Here is a 17,582-nt window from a genome sequence, read left to right as displayed (position 1 = left end):
TGGAAAGAACCCCTCTTTGACTTCCTTTCAGGATTTCGGCCTCGCCGAACCCATCGCACGTGCCCTCACCGAAGAGAACTACGTCACCCCCACCCCCATCCAGGCCCAGACGATCCCGACCGCGCTGACTGGCCGCGACGTGGTCGGCATCGCCCAGACGGGAACCGGCAAGACCGCGGCCTTCGCGCTGCCGATCCTGCACCGCCTGCTCGAGAACCGCATCAAGCCGCAGCCGAAGACGACCCGCGTCCTGGTGCTCTCGCCCACCCGCGAGCTGTCCGGCCAGATCCTCGACAGCTTCAACGCCTATGGCCGCCACATCCGCCTGTCTTCGACGCTCGCCATTGGCGGCGTGCCGATGGGCCGTCAGGTCCGCTCGCTGATGCAGGGCGTCGAGGTGCTGGTCGCTACTCCCGGCCGCCTGCTCGACCTCGTGCAGAGCAACGGGCTGAAGCTCGGCAGCGTCGAATTCCTCGTGCTCGACGAGGCCGACCGTATGCTCGACATGGGCTTCATCAACGACATCCGCAAAATCGTCGCCAAGCTGCCGATCAAGCGGCAGACGCTGTTCTTCTCGGCCACCATGCCGAAGGACATCGCCGAGCTGGCCGACGCCATGCTGCGGGACCCGGCCCGCGTTGCGGTCACCCCGGTCTCCTCGACGGTGGAACGCATCCAGCAGCGCATCATCCAGGTCGACTTCTCTTCCAAGCCCGCCTTACTGGCCAAGCTGCTGAAGGACGAGCCGGTCAACCGGGCCCTGGTCTTCACACGCACCAAGCACGGCGCCGACAAGGTCGTAAAGACACTCGAGAAGGCGGGCATCCCCGCCAGCGCCATCCACGGTAACAAGTCGCAGAACCATCGCGAACGGACGCTTGCCCAGTTCCGCACCGGTGAAATCCGCACGCTGGTCGCCACCGATATCGCCGCTCGCGGCATCGACGTCGACGGCATCACCCACGTCATCAATTTCGACCTCCCCAACGTGCCCGAGACCTACGTGCACCGCATCGGCCGCACCGCGCGCGCCGGCGCCGAGGGCACCGCGATCTCGCTGGTCGCAGGCGGCGAGGAACTCGCCTATCTCCGCGACATCGAGCGGTTGATCAAAGTGACGCTGCCGCGCGAAGACCACCGCACCGACGCGGGCCGCCGCGATGCGGGCCCTCCCCCGTCCCAGCAGCGTCAAGGCCGGCCCAGCCGCCCAGGCCAGCGTCCGCAAGGCGCACGGAATGGCGACGGGCGGCGTGCCGACGAAAGGCATGCTGACGGTCGTCACCACAGTGCCGGCAAGCAGGGCGACGGACGGCCCGGCAGCGGCCCGAAGGCTTCGAAGCCATCTCGTCACGGCCGCTCCGGCGGCAAGGTGCATTCTTCGCCAAACGGCCGTCCTGAACAGCGTTCCGCGCATAGCGCCGGGGCGTCTGATGGGATACAAGGCGTTGCCTTTTTGCGCCGCGAGAGTCGGCCGAACGGCCAACCGAGCCGCAAACCCCATTCGCACTAGCCGTCCACGACCTGGAGAAATTCATGGCTAAGGAAGAGCTGATCCAGTTCGAAGGACTGGTCACCGAAATCCTCCCCGACGCGCGCTACCGCGTGCAACTCGACGCCGGACACGAGATCGTCGCCTACACCGCCGGCAAGATGAAGAAAAACCGCATCAAGACGCTGGCGGGCGACCGCGTGACGGTGGAGATGTCGCCCTATGACCTCGAAAAGGGCCGGCTGATTTTCCGCCACAAGGATGAACGCCCGAGCGGCATGGGCGGACCTCCGCGTCCCGGGCAGCGCGGTGGCCAGTTCCGCCGCCGCTAACAGGGGTCAGCGCGCGAGCGCGGACCCAAAATCTCGACCTGTATGCTGATCCGCCGTGACCGTCACGGCGGATCAAAAAAACGTGCATGCAGGATTGTTATGCGGCCTCGTTTCCAGTAAAAACAGCTCATCGATTTTCGGCCGGACGACATTGGCATCCACCGGTACAGCCGGTTCAGACACGCTGACGACCCTTCCAAAATTCGATCTAACCTGTCCGCGCAAGCGGGCTCTTACATTGTGTTATCTGAGAAGGGACTACCCCCATGAGCATGGGAACCGTGAAGTGGTTTAACGCGACCAAGGGCTTTGGCTTCATCCAGCCCGACGACGGCGGCCAGGACGTGTTCGTCCACATCAGCGCCGTCGAGCGCGCTGGCCTCGGCACGCTGAACGAAGGCCAGAAGATCTCCTACGAGATCGTGGCCGACCGCCGTTCCGGCAAGTCGGCAGCGGACAACCTCCGCTCCGCCGGCTGAGCTACTGCTTAGGGCCCGATCGGCTCAAGCGAACAAGTCAAAAGAAAAGGCCGGGCGCGACGCCCGGCCTTTTTTTCATTCCACGCAGGGCGACGGTACATCGTTGTAAGGAACGCAGGTGACCTGGCGCGGCCGCGTGTAGGAGACATCGGCCAGCGTTACGCCCGATTTCAACACGTAGCCCACCGAAGGTGTGTAAAGGTAGCTCACCTCACTGAGAATGAGGTAGGTCTTCGGGACCAGGAGCGTCGCGGGGATCATCGACGTGACAATGTCGCCGGCCTTCCGGGCCGAGACCGTCAGCGTCGCCTGCGTTGCACCGCTCGCAATGGTGCCGCCCGTGCTCCAGTCAACCGTGGCAATGCTGTTCTTATCGATATGGATCTGCGAGATCGCCGCCTTCACGAGCGTAGCGTCGTAAGGCATGATGACCGATATGCTTGCCGTGAACGTGTCCGGCATGTTGGTATTGTCGAGCTTCGTTGACTGCGACGTCAAATCGGACAGAGTCCGTGCAATCATCGTGATTTTGCGATCGATGGCCACGGCCGATGAAAATTCGACGGTGCCGAAGAACATCGCCAGCATCAGCGGCACGATCACCGCGAATTCAGTCGCCGCGACCGCGCGCTTGTCGGCGACGAAGTCCCGCACGCAGCTATGGGCATTTCTCCAGATATTCGCAATCTCCTGCATCGGTCTGCTCAGATCCATCTGTCTCAGAAGGGTTCATTCTTGAAGGCCGCGGTCGCCACCAGCAGCCGCTTGTTGCTGCAGCCCATGTTGAAGCCGAGGCCGGTGACGAAGAGCGGCCACTGATAGAACAGCCGCACCACGACGACCTGGCCGGCGGCCCCGGCACTGTACTGCACGCCGGTTGGGTTGAAGCTGCAGGAATTGCCATAGCTGGTGAGGCTCAGCGATCCGAAAGTGTTCGTACTCACGACGTCGACGTAGAGCTTGGCGCAATCGAACAGCGCCGGGATCTGGTTACAAACGTAAGTCTTGAACGTCGTTTGCGAGCAGGGTGTGCTCACGCCGGATACCGCGCAGGCCGTCACTGAACCGGATTGCGCCTGACCGGTCAGCAACACGCGCGCGGAATTCTGCGCGACGGTCTCGAGCACCTGGCTCGCGAAGAACATCAGCGCCGACTCGATGATGGCGAACAGCAGCGCGAAGAAAACCGGCGCGACGAGCGCGAACTCGACGGCTGCCGAGCCACGGCGGTTGCCGCGAAACCGGCGTAATGCGGCGAGGAGCGTGAACCTCTTAGACGCGGGCGATGGCATCAAATTCCCCAGCAGCGGCGATCATCTGCCCCATTCAGTAGCGGAAACTGATTGTTTAAGTGTTCAGGCGATCCGCACTCGGCGGCCCGGGCCGTTAAAGGTGCGTTAACCGCGAACGACCCGAGGCTCGGAGAGAGGAACACCCCCACGCGCGTGCGTCCCGGGCACGACGATCCTGCCCGGGCACGCCCGCCAATCGGTCTTGCTGGTTCGTCTTGCTAGTTCGTCTTGGCGCCCGCACCGGCACTGCCGCTGGCCGTGCTGCTCAACGAACCGGCCTGGCTCATCGTGTTGTTGAAGTAGACGTCGCTGTCGCCGAGCGTCACGCGACGCTGGCAAAGCGGCGCGCAGCTGTAGGACTCGCGCTCGATCCCGCGATAGACGGTGACGAGCCGGTCGCTCGGACCTTCGACCTGGATCTGGCGGTCGACCAGGATCTCGCCGCCCCGGTCGAGCGCGATGAAATTGGTGGCGCCATAGCCCTTTCCGGTCACGACGATCATGCCGCCGGGCTGGAGCGTGACGTCGGCGATCATGGGATTGCCGACCACGATGGTCGCCACCTTGCCGGGCAGCCGCACCAGCTTGGCCTGGTCGACATTGACGGCGATCGTATCGGCGGTCGGCTCGGCAAGTCCGGCAGCCGGCGATGCCAGCACCGCGGCCGCAACCAGAAGACAGACGCGCGCATGACGGCGCAGCAGTTGTTTACGCATACTCTTACCCCCGGGACGTCACAAACCGGCAGAAGCGATCAGATAGCAGCGGAGCCGGTGCCCGACGCGGCTAACCTGCCCTCAATTCGTGAACGTTCCGCAAATTCGCCGACTATTGTTTGAACGGACTGGCGTTTTGCGGCCCTCGAGGACCCTAGTGGCGGAACGGATAGGCAAGCTGCCCTCCGATCTCCTTCGGCATGGTGGCTTCGTCCTTGCCGTAATCCTGCGGCAGTTCCCCCACGGGCATGCGGAAGGTGCCGAACAGCACGTCCCAGATCGGGAACGTGCCGGCAAAATTGGTGTCGCCGCCCTCTTCGAGAGAGGTGTGATGCCAGCGGTGGAACACCGGCGTCGCCAGCAGATATTTGAACGGCCCGAAGGTCCAGTTCAGGTTGGCGTGCACGAAGGCCGAATGGAAGGTCGTGAACGGGGCGACCCAGATCATGACGTTCGGGGAGATGCCGGCCATCAGCAGCACGACGTCGACCCCGATCGTGCCGAGCATGAGATTGACGGGATGGAAGCGGGCCGCCGAAATCCAGCTTATCTCCTCCGAGGAGTGATGGATCGCGTGGTACTTCCAGAACCCGCCGCCGTGGAACAACCGGTGCAGCCAGTACAGCATGAAATCGGACAGGACCAGGAACAGCACGGCCTGGACCCAGAGCGGCAATAGCGACAGCGGGCCGTGGCCATTGTCGTAAAAGGCGATGAGCTCGTCGGCATCGTGGATGTTGAAGACGAAGCTGGCGCCGACGATCAGAAGTCCGATCCGCATGACGCGTGCGAACACCGGAACGAAGAACCAGTAGCAGATATCCGTAACGATCTCCCGCTTGCGCCACCACGGCACGCCGGGATTGCAGGCCCAGAAATACTCGAGCACGGTGAAGACCATCGCCAGCGCAAAGGTCGTGGGGACCACTTTCGCGATGGTCTCGCCGAGCATCAGGGCGACTTGCATGGGCAGGCTCGACATCATCGTCTCTCTTGCGAATTGCTGGTCCCGCCTACGCGTACTCCCCTAAATTTAAGGGACGGTGAAGCCGGCACTGCGCTTGCTGCACATCCGCTTCCGGGGCGAATTGCAGCTGCCGCCTTAAGGTGAAATTCACTCTGGCCAGCGGGAAGCGGGTTTGCCCGATCGAATTAACTCTACCGAAAGAGCTCGGATCTCATGGTCAGCGCGTCAAGCACAGCGCCGAACGAGGCGATCCCACCCCAGATGGAGTTATGTTCATGAAGAACCTGATTGCGCGTTTCGCGAAAGATGAATCCGGCGCCACCGCCATCGAATACGGCCTGATCGCCGCCGGCATCGCGCTGGCCATCATCACCGTCGTCAACAATCTCGGCAGCACGCTGAACACCAAGTTCACCTCGATCAGCACCTCGCTGAAGTAAGCGACCGACGAACGACGGCAAATGCCCCGGACCTCCGGGGCCTTTGTTTTCTAAGACGGTGAGTTCCAGTGGCGTTGCGCAAGTACAGAACCGATGCCGCGGTCGCGGCGAACGAGGCGGAGACGGCGCAGACCGGCTCGCCGGCCTATTGGATCTGCCTTGCGCTGCTGCTTGCGACGACCGCCCTCGCCGCGCGCATCGCCAGTCTCTGGTGAGCACGCGTTCGGCGGGTTGCACCCTTCGGGACCGCGGCCGCCGTTGTCGGTTTGTTTAGCACTGCCGGCTAGCCTCCGGCGACGCCAGCTCCGCGCCAAAACCCAGGCCTCAAGACGCAGCCATGATCCTCGACCTTGCGCGCCTTCTGCTCTTCCCTGCCCTGATGGCGTTTGCCGCCGCGAGCGATCTCTTCACGATGACGATCTCGAACCGCGTGTCGCTGGCGCTGGTCGCCGGCTTTTTCGCGCTCGCTCTCGCCGGTGGCATGGCACCTTACGAGATACTGAACCATGTCGGCGCCGGCGCGCTTCTTCTGGTCGTGGCCTTCACCTGTTTTGCAATGGGCTGGATGGGCGGCGGCGACGCCAAGGTCGCCGCGGCGGTCGCGCTCTGGTTCGGCTTCGCGCAATTGATGGATTTTCTGCTCTACGCTTCGCTGTTCGGCGGAGCGCTGACGTTGCTCCTGCTCCAGTTCCGGCAATGGCCATTGCCATACGGGCTGGCGGGCCAGGCCTGGCTGGCACGGCTGCACGACAAGGAAAGCGGCATCCCTTACGGCATCGCGCTCACGCTCGGCGCCCTGATGATCTACCCGGAAACCGAATGGGTGAAGGCGATCGACCTCGCTCACCTCGCATTGCGCTGAACGCATCGGGTAAGCCCGGCGTCAAGGCGATTTAGATACGCCTCATTAACCATGCTTTGACGAATAGCTGGTCAACTGCCGATTACAGCGACGGCAGCGTCGCGGCGTTTGGTGGAAAGTGAAGCGTATGAATAGGGCACGCATTGTCGTCCTGACGGTTGCCATTTGCGCCGGCGGTGTCGCCGCGTACTTGGCGAGCGGCACGGACAATTCTGCGCCGCCTCCGGCTCCGGTCGCGCAGCTTCCGACGGTCGACGTCCTGGTGGCCAAGAACGACATCGGCCTCGGCCAGACCGTCAAACCGGAAGATGTGCAGTGGCAGACCTGGCCGACCGCGACCGCCAGCGCCACTTTTATCCGCCGCAATGAGCGCCCTGAGGCGGTAACCCAGGTCACCGGCTCGATCGCACGCGCTCCCTTCATCCAGGGTGAGCCGATGCGCGACCAGAAGCTGGTCAAGGCCGAAGGCTCCGGCTTCATGGCGGCAATCCTGCCCACCGGCATGCGCGCAATCTCGACCGAGATCTCGCCGGAGACCGGCGCAGGCGGCTTCATCCTGCCCAACGATCGTGTCGACGTGCTTCTGACTCGCCGTCTCAAGAACCCGGACCAGAACAACGGCGCGCCCGATGTCGTCACGTCCGAGATCATCCTGGCCAATGTCCGCGTCCTGGCCATCGACCAGGCACCCAAGGAGAAGGACGGTCAGAACGCGGTGGTCGGCAAGACCGTCACCCTCGAGCTCAACCCCGCGCAGACTGCGACACTCTCCGCCGCGCGCCAGAGCGGCACGCTGTCGCTGGCGCTGCGCAGCATCGTCGACGTCAAGATGAGTGAGATCACGCTCGATGAATCCGCGCAGAAGCGCGACGGCGTTTCCATCATTCGCTATGGCATCCCAAGCTCGACGGCGAAGGCACGATGAGGACTGTCGATATGGAATGCAGGGCAGATTTGATGACGATGCGAACCTCAATGGTCCGCGCCCTGTCGTTTTCGGCTGCCGTTGCGCTCGCGCTCAACCCGGTGCTGACCCCCGCGGTCGCTGCCGACTATCGCCCTGCGGCGCAGGCCGCGGCCGACGGTCAGATGAACGCGCGCTTCCTCTCGCTGGGCATCGGCAAGTCGATCGTGATCGACCTGCCGCGCGACATCAAGGACGTGCTGGTCGCTGATCCCAAGATCGCCAATGCGGTCGTTCGCTCGGCGCAACGCGCCTACATCATCGGCGCCGCGATCGGCCAGACCAACATCGTGTTCTTCGATTCCGCCGGCCAGCAGATCGCGGCCTATGACATCGCGGTCAAGCGCGACCTCAACGGCGTGCGCGCCGCGCTGAAGCAGGTCCTGCCCAATTCAGACATCCAGATCGACGGGCTAGGTGACGGCATCATCCTGACCGGCTCGGCGGCGAACCCGGCCGAAGCCCAGCAGGCCAACGATCTCGCCTCGCGCCTCGCGGGCGGCCCTGAGAAGGTCGTGAACTCGATCGTGGTCCGCGGCCGCGACCAGGTCATGTTGAAGGTGACGGTCGCGGAAGTCGCGCGCAGCATCGTCAAGCAGCTCGGCATCGACCTCACGGCCAACCTCAACTACGGCACCTCGGTCGTCAGCTTCACCAACGCCAATCCGTTCACGGCTCTCGGCCACAACCTCGTCGACGGCAACAACCTGACCACCAAGTTCGGCGCGACCCCGTCGGTGCAGGCCACCCTGCGTGCGATGGAAACCGCGGGCGTGATCCGGACGCTGGCCGAACCGAACCTGACCGCGATCTCCGGTGAATCGGCAACTTTCATCGCCGGCGGTGAATTCCCCGTGCCTGCGGGCTATGCGTGCGACCCAACCACGCATGTCTGTACCACCCAGATCAGCTTCAAGAAGTTCGGCATCTCGCTCAACTTCACCCCGGTCGTTCTCAGCGAGGGCAAGATCAGCCTGCGGGTGATGACCGAGGTCTCTGAGCTCTCAAACGAAAATGCGATCACGCTGTCCCAGGCCGTGACCTCGACGTCGGTCAACTCGCTGACGGTGCCCTCGATCAAGACCCGCCGCGCCGAGACCTCGCTGGAAATTCCCTCCGGCGGCGCGATGGCGATGGCCGGCCTGATCCAGCAGCAGACCAAGCAGGCGGTCAGCGGACTGCCGGGCCTGATGCAGCTTCCGATCCTCGGCACGCTGTTCCGCAGCCGCGACTTCGTCAACAACGCGACCGAGCTGGTCGTGATCGTGACGCCCTATATCGTTCGCGCCGTTGCGCAAAAGGACCTGTCGCGGCCGGATGATGGCTTCTCCGCGCCTGCGGATCCGCAGGCCGAGCTGCTCGGCAACATCAACCGCATCTACGGTGTGCCCGGCCGGACCGAACCGGCCAAAAGCTACCGCGGCACCTACGGCTTCATCACCGACTGAGGCGGAACGGGGACTTCATGAAGATCACAAGACCACCCCAGCTTCGCAGTCGCGCCATCCGCCTCGGTGGCGCGCTCGTCGGCATGGCGCTCGCCCTTGGCGGCTGCCAGCACGACGAAGCGGTCACGGGCTCGATTCCCGACGACTACAAGCAGCGCCATCCGATCGCGATCGAGGAGCAGAACCGCTCCATCGTCGTTTTCGTCGGCCATGCCCGCGGCGGATTGACCGCCGCCCAGCGCGCCGACGTGATGGGCGTCGCGTCGGCCTGGCTGCACGAAGGCACCGGCGCCATCCGGATCGACGTGCCGTCCGGCACGCCCAACGCGCGTCCAGTCGCGGAGACAATGCGTGAAATCCAGGCGATGCTGTCGGCAGCGGGCGTTCCGCCGCGCGGCGTCAACGCGCGTCCTTACCAGCCGGAAGACAAGCGTTTCCTGCCGCCGATCCGGCTCACCTATTCCAAGATCGCCGCGGTCGCAGGTCCCTGCGGCCTGTGGCCGGAGGACATCGGCCCCTCAATGAAGAACAAGAGCTGGTTCGAGAACAAGGACTATTACAATTATGGCTGCGCCTATCAGCGCAACCTCGCGGCGATGGTCGACAATCCATCGGATCTCGAGCAGCCGCGGCCGGAAACGCCGTCTTACACGGCGCGGCGCACTGCCGCGTTCGAGAAGTATCGCAAGGGATTGGCGACGGGCGTCGCCTATCCTGACGCCGACAAAGCCAAACTCAGCGACACCGGCAGATGATCAACTACGCTCGCCAGCCTCAAGAAGAGCAGTCTGAGGCATCTCTCCCCCCGATCGAGGAGCATATTGCGCCTGCGCCGCGCGTTTCCGTGCAGGCCTTCTGCGAGACCGTGGAAACGGCGGCCGCTGTGCAGTCGGCTGGCGAGGATCGCCGTCTCGGCAAGGCCCATCTTAAGATCCAGATGGGCGGTATGGCGGCTGCGGTCGAAGCCTACCGCTCAGCGCCCACGCCGAACGTGATCGTGCTCGAAAGCGATGGCCGCAGCGACATCCTGGGCGGGCTCGACCATCTCGCGACCGTCTGCGACGCCGGCACCCGCGTGGTCGTGATCGGCCGCATCAACGACGTCACGCTCTACCGCGAGCTGGTGCGCCGCGGCGTCAGCGACTACGTGCTTGCGCCAGTCGGCCCGATCGACGTCGTGCGCTCGATCTGCAACCTGTTCTCGGCGCCGGAAGCCAAGGCGGTCGGCCGTATCATCGCTGTGGTCGGTGCCAAGGGCGGCGTCGGCGCTTCGACCATCTCTCACAACGTCGCCTGGGCGATCGCACGCGATCTCGCGATGGACGCGGTCGTCGCCGACCTCGACCTCGCCTTCGGCACCGCCGGGCTCGACTACAACCAGGACCCGCCGCAGGGCATTGCCGACGCCGTGTTCTCGCCCGATCGCGTCGATACCGCCTTCATTGACCGCCTGCTGTCGAAATGCACCGACCACCTCAGTCTGCTGGCGGCGCCGGCGACGCTCGACCGGGTCTATGATTTCGGCACCGACGCCTTCGATGCCGTGTTCGACACGCTGCGCTCCACCATGCCCTGCATCGTGCTCGACGTTCCGCACCAATGGTCGGGCTGGACCAAGCGCGCCTTGATCGGAGCGGACGACATCCTGATCGTAGCAGCGCCCGACCTCGCCAATTTACGCAACACCAAGAACCTATTCGATCTCCTGAAGGCCGCGCGGCCCAACGACAGACCGCCGCTCTACTGCCTGAACCAGGTCGGCGTCCCGAAACGGCCCGAAATCGCCGCGGCGGAGTTCGCCAAGGCGATCGAGAGCCAGCCGGTCGTCTCGATCGCGTTCGAGCCGCAGATCTTCGGCTCGGCGGCCAATAACGGCCAGATGATCGCGGAGATCTCGGCCAACCACAAGTCAATCGAGATGTTCCTTCAGATCGCCCAGCGCCTGACCGGCCGCAGCGAGACGAAGAAGCAAAAATCGTCGTTGCTTTCACCCCTGATTGAGAAGTTGCGGGGAAAATAGCCCCGCATGGAGTTGTTAAGTGTTCGGTAAGCGTAGCGGAACAGACACCGATACTCGGGCCCCGAAGCCCGGCGCTGTGGCGTCAGAGCCTGCCCAGGCTTCGGCGCCCGCCGTGTCGCGCGCGCCGCCGCCGGCGGTCGCCTCGCCGCCGCTTGCCCCGGCGAAGCCTGCGCCGACCATGGAAGCCCGCCGCTCCGACAATTACTACGAGGTCAAGGCGACCATCTTCGGCGCGCTGATCGAAGCCATTGACCTCGCCCAGCTCGCCAAGCTCGATTCGGAGTCCGCGCGCGAGGAAATCCGCGACATCGTCAACGAGATCATCGCGATCAAGAACATCGTGATGTCGATCGCCGAGCAGGAAGAGCTGCTCGACGACATCTGCAATGACGTCCTCGGCTACGGTCCGCTGGAGCCGCTGTTGTCGCGCGACGACATCGCCGATATCATGGTCAACGGTGCCAATACCGTCTACATCGAGGTCAACGGCAAGATCCAGCGCACCGGCATCCGCTTCCGCGACAACCAGCAGCTGCTCAACATCTGCCAGCGCATCGTCAGCCAGGTCGGCCGGCGCGTCGACGAATCCTCGCCGATCTGCGACGCGCGCCTGGCCGACGGCTCCCGCGTCAACGCCATCGTACCGCCGCTGTCGATCGACGGCCCCACGCTCACCATCCGCAAATTCAAGAAGGACAAGCTGACGCTCGATCAGCTCGTCAAGTTCGGCGCGATCTCGCCGGAAGGCGCTGAAATCCTCCAGATCATCGGCCGCGTCCGCTGCAACGTGCTGATCTCCGGCGGTACCGGCTCGGGCAAGACCACGCTGCTCAACTGCCTTACCAACTACATCGAGCACGACGAGCGCGTCATTACTTGCGAAGACGCCGCCGAACTCCAGCTCCAGCAGCCGCACGTGGTGCGGCTGGAAACCCGGCCACCCAACATCGAGGGCGAAGGCCAGGTCACCATGCGCGAACTCGTGCGCAACTGCCTGCGTATGCGCCCCGAGCGCATCATCGTCGGCGAGGTCCGTGGACCCGAAGCTTTCGACCTGCTTCAGGCCATGAACACCGGCCATGACGGCTCGATGGGCACGCTGCACGCCAACAATCCGCGCGAAGCGCTGTCACGCTGCGAATCCATGATCACGATGGGCGGCTTTTCGCTTCCTTCGCGAACAATCCGCGAGATGATTTGCGCCTCGATCGACGTCATCGTCCAGGCCGCGCGTCTGCGCGACGGCTCGCGCCGCATCACCCACATCACCGAGGTGATGGGCATGGAAGGCGACACCATCATCACCCAGGACGTCTTCCTCTACGACATGGTCGGCGAGGATGCCAACGGCAAGATCATCGGCCGGCATCGCTCGACCGGCATCGGCCGCCCGAAGTTCTGGGAACGCGCCCGCTATTACGGCGAAGAGAAGCGCCTTGCCGCGGCACTCGACGCCGCAGAAGTGGCACCCCCGACGTGAGGAAGTCAGCACGGCCATGAACATGCAGGTCCTCGCCCTCGCCTTCCTCGCTACCGCCGCCGTCGGCGGCCTCGCCTGGGTCTTCCTCTATCCAATGCTGTCCGGGGAACGGAAGGCGGAGAGCCGCCGCGCCTCGATCGCGCGCGCCGAGGCGCCCACGGCCCGCGCGGCCGAGAAGACGCAACGCTCGCGTCGCGAGCAGGTCGAGACCTCGCTCAAGGATCTCGAGGCGCGGCGCCAGCAGGAGAAGAGCGTACCGCTCAGTGTTCGCCTGTCGCAGGCCGGCCTCGACTGGGCGCCGCAGAAATTCTGGATCGTGTCCGCCGTCGTGGCGGGCGTGCTGTTCGCAGCCGCCTTGTTCATCGGCGGCGGCCTGCTCGGCGCCGCCGGCCTCGCCTTTGCCGGCGGCCTCGGTCTGCCGCGCTGGGCGCTGGGCTTCCTGAAGAATCGCCGCGAAGCCAAGTTCCTGAAGGCGCTGCCCGACGCCGTCGACGTCATCGTCCGCGGCATCAAGGCCGGCCTGCCGCTGTTCGAATCCATCAAGGTCGTCGCCGCCGACGCGCCCGAGCCGCTGCGCAGCGAGTTTCTGTCTATCATCGAGACCCAGGCGGTCGGCATGCCGCTCGGCGAGGCCTGCACGCGGCTCTACGATCGCATGCCGCTGCCCGAGGCCAACTTCTTCGGCATCGTCATCTCGATCCAGCAAAAGTCGGGCGGAAACCTCTCCGAAGCGCTCGGCAACCTCTCCAAGGTGCTGCGCGACCGCAAGAAGATGAAAGAGAAGATCCAGGCGATGTCGATGGAAGCCAAGGCCTCGGCCGGCATCATCGGCTCGCTGCCGCCGATCGTGATGTTCCTCGTCTATCTCACGACGCCGCAATACATCTCGACGCTTTGGACCCATCCCACAGGCCAGCTCATGCTGGTCGGCTGCGTCGTCTGGATGTCGGTTGGCATCATGGTGATGAAGAAGATGATCAACTTCGACTTCTGATGGTGCCTTATGGTAGAGTTCCTCGTTTCGAAACTTCACGACGTCCACTTCATGACGATGATGCTGGCGGCCATCGCCGCCAGCGCCACCGTCTATTCGCTGGTGATGCCGCTGTTCGCCGGCGAAGGCCTTGCCAAGCGCATGAAGGCGGTGGCGAACGAACGTGAGCGCATCCGGCAGCGCGAGCGCGAGCGCCTTCACAAGAGCGAAAAGGTCTCGCTGCGCCAGACGCCGAAGCAACTCGTCTCGAAAGTCGTCGATGACTTCAACCTGACCAAATGGCTCGCGCAGGAAGCTGCGCGGGACAAACTCATCATGGCGGGCTATCGCGGCCAGGCGCCCTACATCACTTTCCTGTTCGCCCGCCTGGTGGCCCCGATCGTGTTGTTCGTCGGCTCGGTCGTCTACGTGTTCCTGATCGCGCATATGGAGCAGTCGATGCCGATCAAAATCGGCATCTGCGTCGGTGCGGCCTATCTCGGCCTTCAGGCGCCGATGCTCTTCCTGAGGAACGCGATCTCCAAGCGACAACTCTCGATCAAGCGCGCCTTCCCCGATGCGCTCGACCTGCTCCTGATCTGCATCGAATCCGGCATGTCGGTCGAGATGGCGTTCCGGAAGGTCGCGGTCGAAATCGTGGGCCAGTCGATCGCGCTGTCGGAGGAGTTCACCCTGACCACGGCCGAGCTGTCCTATTTGCAGGACCGCAAGGTCGCCTATGAGAACCTCGCGCGCCGCACCGGGCTCGAGGGCGTCAAATCGGTATGCCTCGCGCTCCAGCAGGCGGAGCGTTACGGCACCCCGCTCGGCCACTCCTTGCGGGTGATGGCGCAGGAAAACCGCGACATGCGCATGAACGAAGCCGAGAAGAAGGCCGCCGCCCTGCCGCCGAAGCTGACGGTGCCGATGATCCTGTTCTTCCTGCCTGTGCTGTTCGTCGTCATTCTCGGACCGACCGGCATCAAGATCTCCGCGATGCAATGACGCAAGACGCGGACCGCGCGGTCCACGGTTGTCTTCAGCATTGGAAAATCACGTCTGATCAGTCGGGCTGCCCGAGCGAGGCGACCGGAGTCCGCTTCGGGGCCCCGCGCGGGGCGGCGCTGCGGGTCAGCATTTCCTTGAGATAGGCGACATTGGCCGCGGCCTGGTCCGGCGGCAGGTCCGCCTTCACGATGGTCTCGGCTTCGGCGAAGCGGCCCTGGAGACCGACGACCAGACCGAGATTCTGCCGCACCCGCGTGCTTGCGCGCGGCGAGGCGTAGGCCTGTCGCAGCGCGTCTTCGGCCTTCGGCAAATCTCTCGACAACATGTAGGACAGGCCGAGATTGGAGAGCACGCCGGCATCGCCCGGCGCGATCTTCAGCGCGCTCGCATAATAGGAGCGCGCTTCCTCGTGACGACCCATCTGATCGAGCGCGGTACCCTGCACCGAGAGCAGGCGCCAATCCGGATTGTCGGGCGAATGCGCCTTCGACAGCACATCGAAGGCCTGCTGGAAATTTCCGTTGTCGGAGAGCGCGCGACCGTATTGGGCCATCAGCGCCTTGTTGCCGGGATTGGCGATGGTCGCCTGCTCGAGCACGGCGGCGGCCTGGGCGCGCTGGCCGTTGGCGCGCAAGGCCTGGCCGTAGGCGAGCGCCGCCTCGGCGTCCTTGGGATTGGCACGGTAGCGCTCGCCATAGACTTCAGCGGCGCGCGCGGGATCGGTGGGAGCGGCTTCCGCCCGCGGCCCGATCGAGCCCGTGACGTCGGAGAGTTTCGACATGGCCGTGCAGCCGCCGAGGCCCATGGCCACCGCCGCGACCAGCGAGGTAGACGCAAGAAGCCGGGCAAGACTGAACCGTTCGAGACTGAACCGTTGACGCATGACGCTTTGACTCTCGAGCCGATTGATCGAGCCGAACGCGCCAGCAATAGACTGTTAACCCTAACGGCCGGTTAACGCTCCCCGACCCGCCTGTCACTGCGGCGTCTGCGGCGGCACCTTGCCGCCGAGACCCGGATCGAGGCCGAGCGCCTTCGCCTGCTCGTTCAGGTCCCGCAGCAATTGCAGTCGTTGCTGCGCCTCGACCTCGACATCGATGCCCGGGCGCGCCACCCTCGGCAATTCGCGGCGAAGATCGTCGCGATTGACCAGACGCCTCGCGCGGAGCTCGTCGAGCTGAAAATCGTCGATGCCGAGCACATTGGCCGATTGCTCGACCAATCGGCGCAGCACCGATGTCACCACGGACGCCGCCTCGACGTCATGCTTGCACGCAGACCTCGGGAACTTGCTTTCGAGATCGGCCCAGGCGTGAGAGGTGACGAGATAGACGTGGAGCAAATTGGCCCAATCCACCTCCCCGTCGGCATAGAAGGCGCGGCGCAGCAGGAGCCGGCGGGCAAATGCTGTAACCTCATCCCGTTTCAGCGCCGTGCATGCGTCGATCTCGATGGCCGACTGGACGGCCGGGTCACGGAAAAAATCCCGCCCTGCCGGCAGCCTGACGACGCCGTGCGGCAGGTTCGAATCGAGCGGCCTGAAGACTCCGTCGTTGCGTGAGCGTGAGTAGCGGGCGATCGCGAAGCGATATTCCATACGGCCGGCATGGGACATCGGGCCGAAATGGATGACGTTGAAGCCGGCATCGTCACCGGCCTGCCCGGTCGATGACGGACAGGACAAGACGTAGATCGTGCGCCACAATGCTTCACCGCTCTCGCTCGACGTGGCACGCGGATCGGGGATCGAATAACGTGTCAGCCCCTCGACATGCCGGTGCCCGTGCAGAACCAGATCGACGTTGAGCGACGTCGCCGCTTCGAGGAAGGTCGCGGGCGCGGCGAGATACATCAGCGGCTCGTCGGGCACGCCGAGAAATCGCTTCCCCTCTCCGGTTGCCTGCGGTAGCGGATGATGGTGCAGCGCCAGCACACGCACTAGGTTTTCCGCCGGCTCGGCATAATCGGCGCGGCCGGCCGACCTAAGGCTGCCCGCAAGCTCGACGCTCAGCCGCGCGGAATCCGCAACCATGGCGTTATAGGCGCCCTCGTCCAATGTGCCGCTCGCGAGTGTCGTAATGCTGGCGCGGTTGGAATCGAGCAGCACCAGATCGAGGCCGGCCTGGCGGTAGTAGACGCTCTTCGAGGTGCGTGGCAGATGCAGGTAATCATAGACGTCGTGGCGGCCTGCACGCTGGCTCGGGCGCTTGACGTCGTGATTACCGGCAATCGCCTGGATGTCGGTGAACAGCCCGGTCTGCCGGAAGGACGCAATGACGGCCAGTGCCTCGTCGAGCGAACGCTTCGGGTCGTCCACCAGATCGCCCGTGATCATCAGGATGCGATCGGAAACGTCCGCGAAGTCCGCCATCCTCTCGCGAATTGCGGCATTGAGCGTCTCGATCGTCGCAAGCAGCCGACCCGTCCCGTCCAGATGCAGGTCGGAGATGTGTACAATAACAAACGATCTATCCATCTTGCGCCGCTTGTTTACAAATGCTGCGCCGCCCAAAAGATAAGAGAAATGCCTTCGCCGATCAGGTTCAGTCCGGTTTCAACCCGGGCCGTGATGAGCCAGGTGAGAATAAACTCTCGCTAGGTGCAGAACCGCACGGCACAATCTAAAATATTTATCGATAATGCCACAACCGCAGCGCTAGTAACGCCCTTGCGGCCACGCTCGCGTGAACGGCAGTTCTCCGCATGAGATACGAGCCCGCTGATGGCTTCGCTCGCCCGATCAATATTCGATGGCCATCCGCTTGCGGATTTCGTCGATGCGCTTGTCGAGCGCATCGAACCGCGCGTGAACGGAGCGGTCGTGGAGATAGAAGATGTAACCGCCGGCAAGGAACGCGAAGATCCAATGATGATGCTCGACATAGCCGAAAATCGCCTCGACGGCCTGGCCGATGAATGTGACCACGCTCCACACAAATTCCATTGCATTCCTCCCGGCCGGCTTGGTCGTCGGCCGCCGGATATCTCTTCACTTGACGGCCGTTGCCGGAACGTAGCATGGCCCTCCTGCTGCGAGTAGCGGATCGCCGAATGGTGAGCGCAAAGCTGATTGCAGCGGCGGCGAAACTCTGCGAAATCTCGTCCGTTCGTA

At 63.9% G+C, this 17,582-nt stretch carries 20 protein-coding genes; 13 read left to right on the top strand and 7 right to left on the bottom strand.

The window, feature by feature from the left end; genetic code table 11:
- Positions 1 to 16 precede the first annotated feature (16 nt).
- From IVB27_RS28615 to IVB27_RS28605, 3 genes are all read left to right on the top strand, one after another.
- Complete coding sequence (locus tag IVB27_RS28615) at positions 17 to 1,510, top strand: DEAD/DEAH box helicase (RefSeq protein WP_247446293.1); 1,494 nt, start codon at positions 17 to 19, stop codon at positions 1,508 to 1,510.
- Positions 1,511 to 1,533: 23 nt separating this feature from the next.
- On the top strand, positions 1,534 to 1,821 hold the full coding sequence (infA, locus tag IVB27_RS28610) for a translation initiation factor IF-1 (RefSeq protein WP_007599789.1): 288 nt from the start codon (positions 1,534 to 1,536) through the stop codon (positions 1,819 to 1,821).
- Between the two features lie 266 nt (positions 1,822 to 2,087).
- On the top strand, positions 2,088 to 2,300 hold the full coding sequence (locus IVB27_RS28605) for a cold-shock protein (RefSeq protein WP_247320093.1): 213 nt from the start codon (positions 2,088 to 2,090) through the stop codon (positions 2,298 to 2,300).
- Between the two features lie 75 nt (positions 2,301 to 2,375).
- Here IVB27_RS28605 and IVB27_RS28600 read toward each other — a convergent pair whose 3' ends face one another.
- The 4 genes from IVB27_RS28600 to IVB27_RS28585 form a co-directional block, all read right to left on the bottom strand.
- Positions 2,376 to 2,996, bottom strand: coding sequence for a TadE/TadG family type IV pilus assembly protein (locus IVB27_RS28600; protein ID WP_247446291.1), 621 nt, complete (start codon positions 2,994 to 2,996; stop codon positions 2,376 to 2,378).
- Positions 2,997 to 3,019: 23 nt separating this feature from the next.
- Positions 3,020 to 3,592 carry a TadE/TadG family type IV pilus assembly protein gene (locus IVB27_RS28595; RefSeq protein ID WP_247446290.1) on the bottom strand — a complete coding sequence of 191 codons (573 nt, stop codon included), beginning with the start codon at positions 3,590 to 3,592 and terminating at the stop codon, positions 3,020 to 3,022.
- A gap of 218 nt (positions 3,593 to 3,810) precedes the next feature.
- Positions 3,811 to 4,308, bottom strand: a complete 498-nt coding sequence (locus IVB27_RS28590; RefSeq protein WP_247343830.1) for a pilus assembly protein N-terminal domain-containing protein — start codon at positions 4,306 to 4,308, stop codon at positions 3,811 to 3,813.
- A 154-nt stretch (positions 4,309 to 4,462) separates the two neighbouring features.
- Entirely contained in the window at positions 4,463 to 5,290 is an 828-nt protein-coding gene (locus tag IVB27_RS28585; RefSeq protein WP_247446289.1) for a sterol desaturase family protein, read from the bottom strand.
- Positions 5,291 to 5,550: 260 nt separating this feature from the next.
- Between IVB27_RS28585 and IVB27_RS28580 the strand changes: the two genes are divergently transcribed.
- The 10 genes from IVB27_RS28580 (at position 5,551) to IVB27_RS28535 (ending at position 14,467) form a co-directional block, all read left to right on the top strand.
- Entirely contained in the window at positions 5,551 to 5,715 is a 165-nt protein-coding gene (locus IVB27_RS28580) for a Flp family type IVb pilin (protein ID WP_011084259.1), read from the top strand.
- A gap of 68 nt (positions 5,716 to 5,783) precedes the next feature.
- Positions 5,784 to 5,930: a hypothetical protein gene (locus IVB27_RS28575; protein ID WP_247343835.1), complete on the top strand. Its 147-nt coding sequence runs from the start codon at positions 5,784 to 5,786 to the stop codon at positions 5,928 to 5,930.
- A gap of 122 nt (positions 5,931 to 6,052) precedes the next feature.
- A complete protein-coding gene (locus IVB27_RS28570) occupies positions 6,053 to 6,577 on the top strand; it encodes an A24 family peptidase (protein ID WP_247446288.1) in 525 nt (174 codons plus the stop codon).
- Between the two features lie 127 nt (positions 6,578 to 6,704).
- A complete protein-coding gene (gene cpaB, locus IVB27_RS28565) occupies positions 6,705 to 7,502 on the top strand; it encodes a Flp pilus assembly protein CpaB (protein ID WP_247446287.1) in 798 nt (265 codons plus the stop codon).
- An 11-nt stretch (positions 7,503 to 7,513) separates the two neighbouring features.
- On the top strand, positions 7,514 to 8,989 hold the full coding sequence (locus IVB27_RS28560) for a type II and III secretion system protein family protein (RefSeq protein ID WP_247446355.1): 1,476 nt from the start codon (positions 7,514 to 7,516) through the stop codon (positions 8,987 to 8,989).
- 17 nt (positions 8,990 to 9,006) lie between these two features.
- Positions 9,007 to 9,744 (top strand): CpaD family pilus assembly protein, encoded by a 738-nt coding sequence (locus IVB27_RS28555; RefSeq protein WP_247343843.1) that lies wholly within the window; start codon positions 9,007 to 9,009, stop codon positions 9,742 to 9,744.
- Positions 9,741 to 11,009 (top strand): CpaE/TadZ family protein, encoded by a 1,269-nt coding sequence (locus tag IVB27_RS28550; RefSeq protein ID WP_247446286.1) that lies wholly within the window; start codon positions 9,741 to 9,743, stop codon positions 11,007 to 11,009. Before IVB27_RS28555 ends, IVB27_RS28550 begins: the two co-directional genes overlap by 4 nt.
- 19 nt (positions 11,010 to 11,028) lie before the next feature.
- Positions 11,029 to 12,489, top strand: a complete 1,461-nt coding sequence (locus tag IVB27_RS28545; RefSeq protein ID WP_247446285.1) for a TadA family conjugal transfer-associated ATPase — start codon at positions 11,029 to 11,031, stop codon at positions 12,487 to 12,489.
- A 16-nt stretch (positions 12,490 to 12,505) separates the two neighbouring features.
- Positions 12,506 to 13,483 (top strand): type II secretion system F family protein, encoded by a 978-nt coding sequence (locus IVB27_RS28540; RefSeq protein WP_247446284.1) that lies wholly within the window; start codon positions 12,506 to 12,508, stop codon positions 13,481 to 13,483.
- 9 nt (positions 13,484 to 13,492) lie between these two features.
- Positions 13,493 to 14,467, top strand: coding sequence for a type II secretion system F family protein (locus IVB27_RS28535; RefSeq protein WP_247446283.1), 975 nt, complete (start codon positions 13,493 to 13,495; stop codon positions 14,465 to 14,467).
- Between the two features lie 58 nt (positions 14,468 to 14,525).
- On the opposite strand, the gene IVB27_RS28530 is transcribed toward IVB27_RS28535, so the two are convergent.
- From IVB27_RS28530 to IVB27_RS28520, 3 genes are all read right to left on the bottom strand, one after another.
- Positions 14,526 to 15,353: a tetratricopeptide repeat protein gene (locus IVB27_RS28530; protein ID WP_247446282.1), complete on the bottom strand. Its 828-nt coding sequence runs from the start codon at positions 15,351 to 15,353 to the stop codon at positions 14,526 to 14,528.
- Between the two features lie 93 nt (positions 15,354 to 15,446).
- Positions 15,447 to 16,946 carry a metallophosphoesterase family protein gene (locus tag IVB27_RS28525; RefSeq protein WP_247446281.1) on the bottom strand — a complete coding sequence of 500 codons (1,500 nt, stop codon included), beginning with the start codon at positions 16,944 to 16,946 and terminating at the stop codon, positions 15,447 to 15,449.
- 264 nt (positions 16,947 to 17,210) lie between these two features.
- Positions 17,211 to 17,414 (bottom strand): hypothetical protein, encoded by a 204-nt coding sequence (locus tag IVB27_RS28520; protein ID WP_247343862.1) that lies wholly within the window; start codon positions 17,412 to 17,414, stop codon positions 17,211 to 17,213.
- Positions 17,415 to 17,582: the final 168 nt, after the last annotated feature.

The sequence above is a fragment of the Bradyrhizobium sp. 197 genome (assembly GCF_023073375.1).
Taxonomy (GTDB): Bacteria; Pseudomonadota; Alphaproteobacteria; order Rhizobiales; family Xanthobacteraceae; genus Bradyrhizobium.
Note: the sequence above shows the minus strand (reverse complement) of the source record. Positions and strands in the feature narration are given on the sequence as shown.

Bases quoted from the DNA above. Each gene is read 5' to 3' on its own strand.
- infA (WP_007599789.1), top strand. From the start codon at position 1,534: ATGGCTAAGGAAGAGCTGATCCAGTTCGAAGGACTGGTCACCGAAATC.
- IVB27_RS28605 (WP_247320093.1), top strand. From the start codon at position 2,088: ATGAGCATGGGAACCGTGAAGTGGTTTAACGCGACCAAGGGCTTTGGC.
- IVB27_RS28600 (WP_247446291.1), bottom strand. From the start codon at position 2,996: ATGCAGGAGATTGCGAATATCTGGAGAAATGCCCATAGCTGCGTGCGG.
- IVB27_RS28595 (WP_247446290.1), bottom strand. From the start codon at position 3,592: ATGCCATCGCCCGCGTCTAAGAGGTTCACGCTCCTCGCCGCATTACGC.
- IVB27_RS28590 (WP_247343830.1), bottom strand. From the start codon at position 4,308: ATGCGTAAACAACTGCTGCGCCGTCATGCGCGCGTCTGTCTTCTGGTT.
- IVB27_RS28585 (WP_247446289.1), bottom strand. From the start codon at position 5,290: ATGTCGAGCCTGCCCATGCAAGTCGCCCTGATGCTCGGCGAGACCATC.
- IVB27_RS28580 (WP_011084259.1), top strand. From the start codon at position 5,551: ATGAAGAACCTGATTGCGCGTTTCGCGAAAGATGAATCCGGCGCCACC.
- IVB27_RS28570 (WP_247446288.1), top strand. From the start codon at position 6,053: ATGATCCTCGACCTTGCGCGCCTTCTGCTCTTCCCTGCCCTGATGGCG.
- cpaB (WP_247446287.1), top strand. From the start codon at position 6,705: ATGAATAGGGCACGCATTGTCGTCCTGACGGTTGCCATTTGCGCCGGC.
- IVB27_RS28560 (WP_247446355.1), top strand. From the start codon at position 7,514: ATGGAATGCAGGGCAGATTTGATGACGATGCGAACCTCAATGGTCCGC.
- IVB27_RS28555 (WP_247343843.1), top strand. From the start codon at position 9,007: ATGAAGATCACAAGACCACCCCAGCTTCGCAGTCGCGCCATCCGCCTC.
- IVB27_RS28550 (WP_247446286.1), top strand. From the start codon at position 9,741: ATGATCAACTACGCTCGCCAGCCTCAAGAAGAGCAGTCTGAGGCATCT.
- IVB27_RS28540 (WP_247446284.1), top strand. From the start codon at position 12,506: ATGAACATGCAGGTCCTCGCCCTCGCCTTCCTCGCTACCGCCGCCGTC.
- IVB27_RS28535 (WP_247446283.1), top strand. From the start codon at position 13,493: ATGGTAGAGTTCCTCGTTTCGAAACTTCACGACGTCCACTTCATGACG.
- IVB27_RS28530 (WP_247446282.1), bottom strand. From the start codon at position 15,353: ATGCGTCAACGGTTCAGTCTCGAACGGTTCAGTCTTGCCCGGCTTCTT.
- IVB27_RS28525 (WP_247446281.1), bottom strand. From the start codon at position 16,946: ATGGATAGATCGTTTGTTATTGTACACATCTCCGACCTGCATCTGGAC.
- IVB27_RS28520 (WP_247343862.1), bottom strand. From the start codon at position 17,414: ATGGAATTTGTGTGGAGCGTGGTCACATTCATCGGCCAGGCCGTCGAG.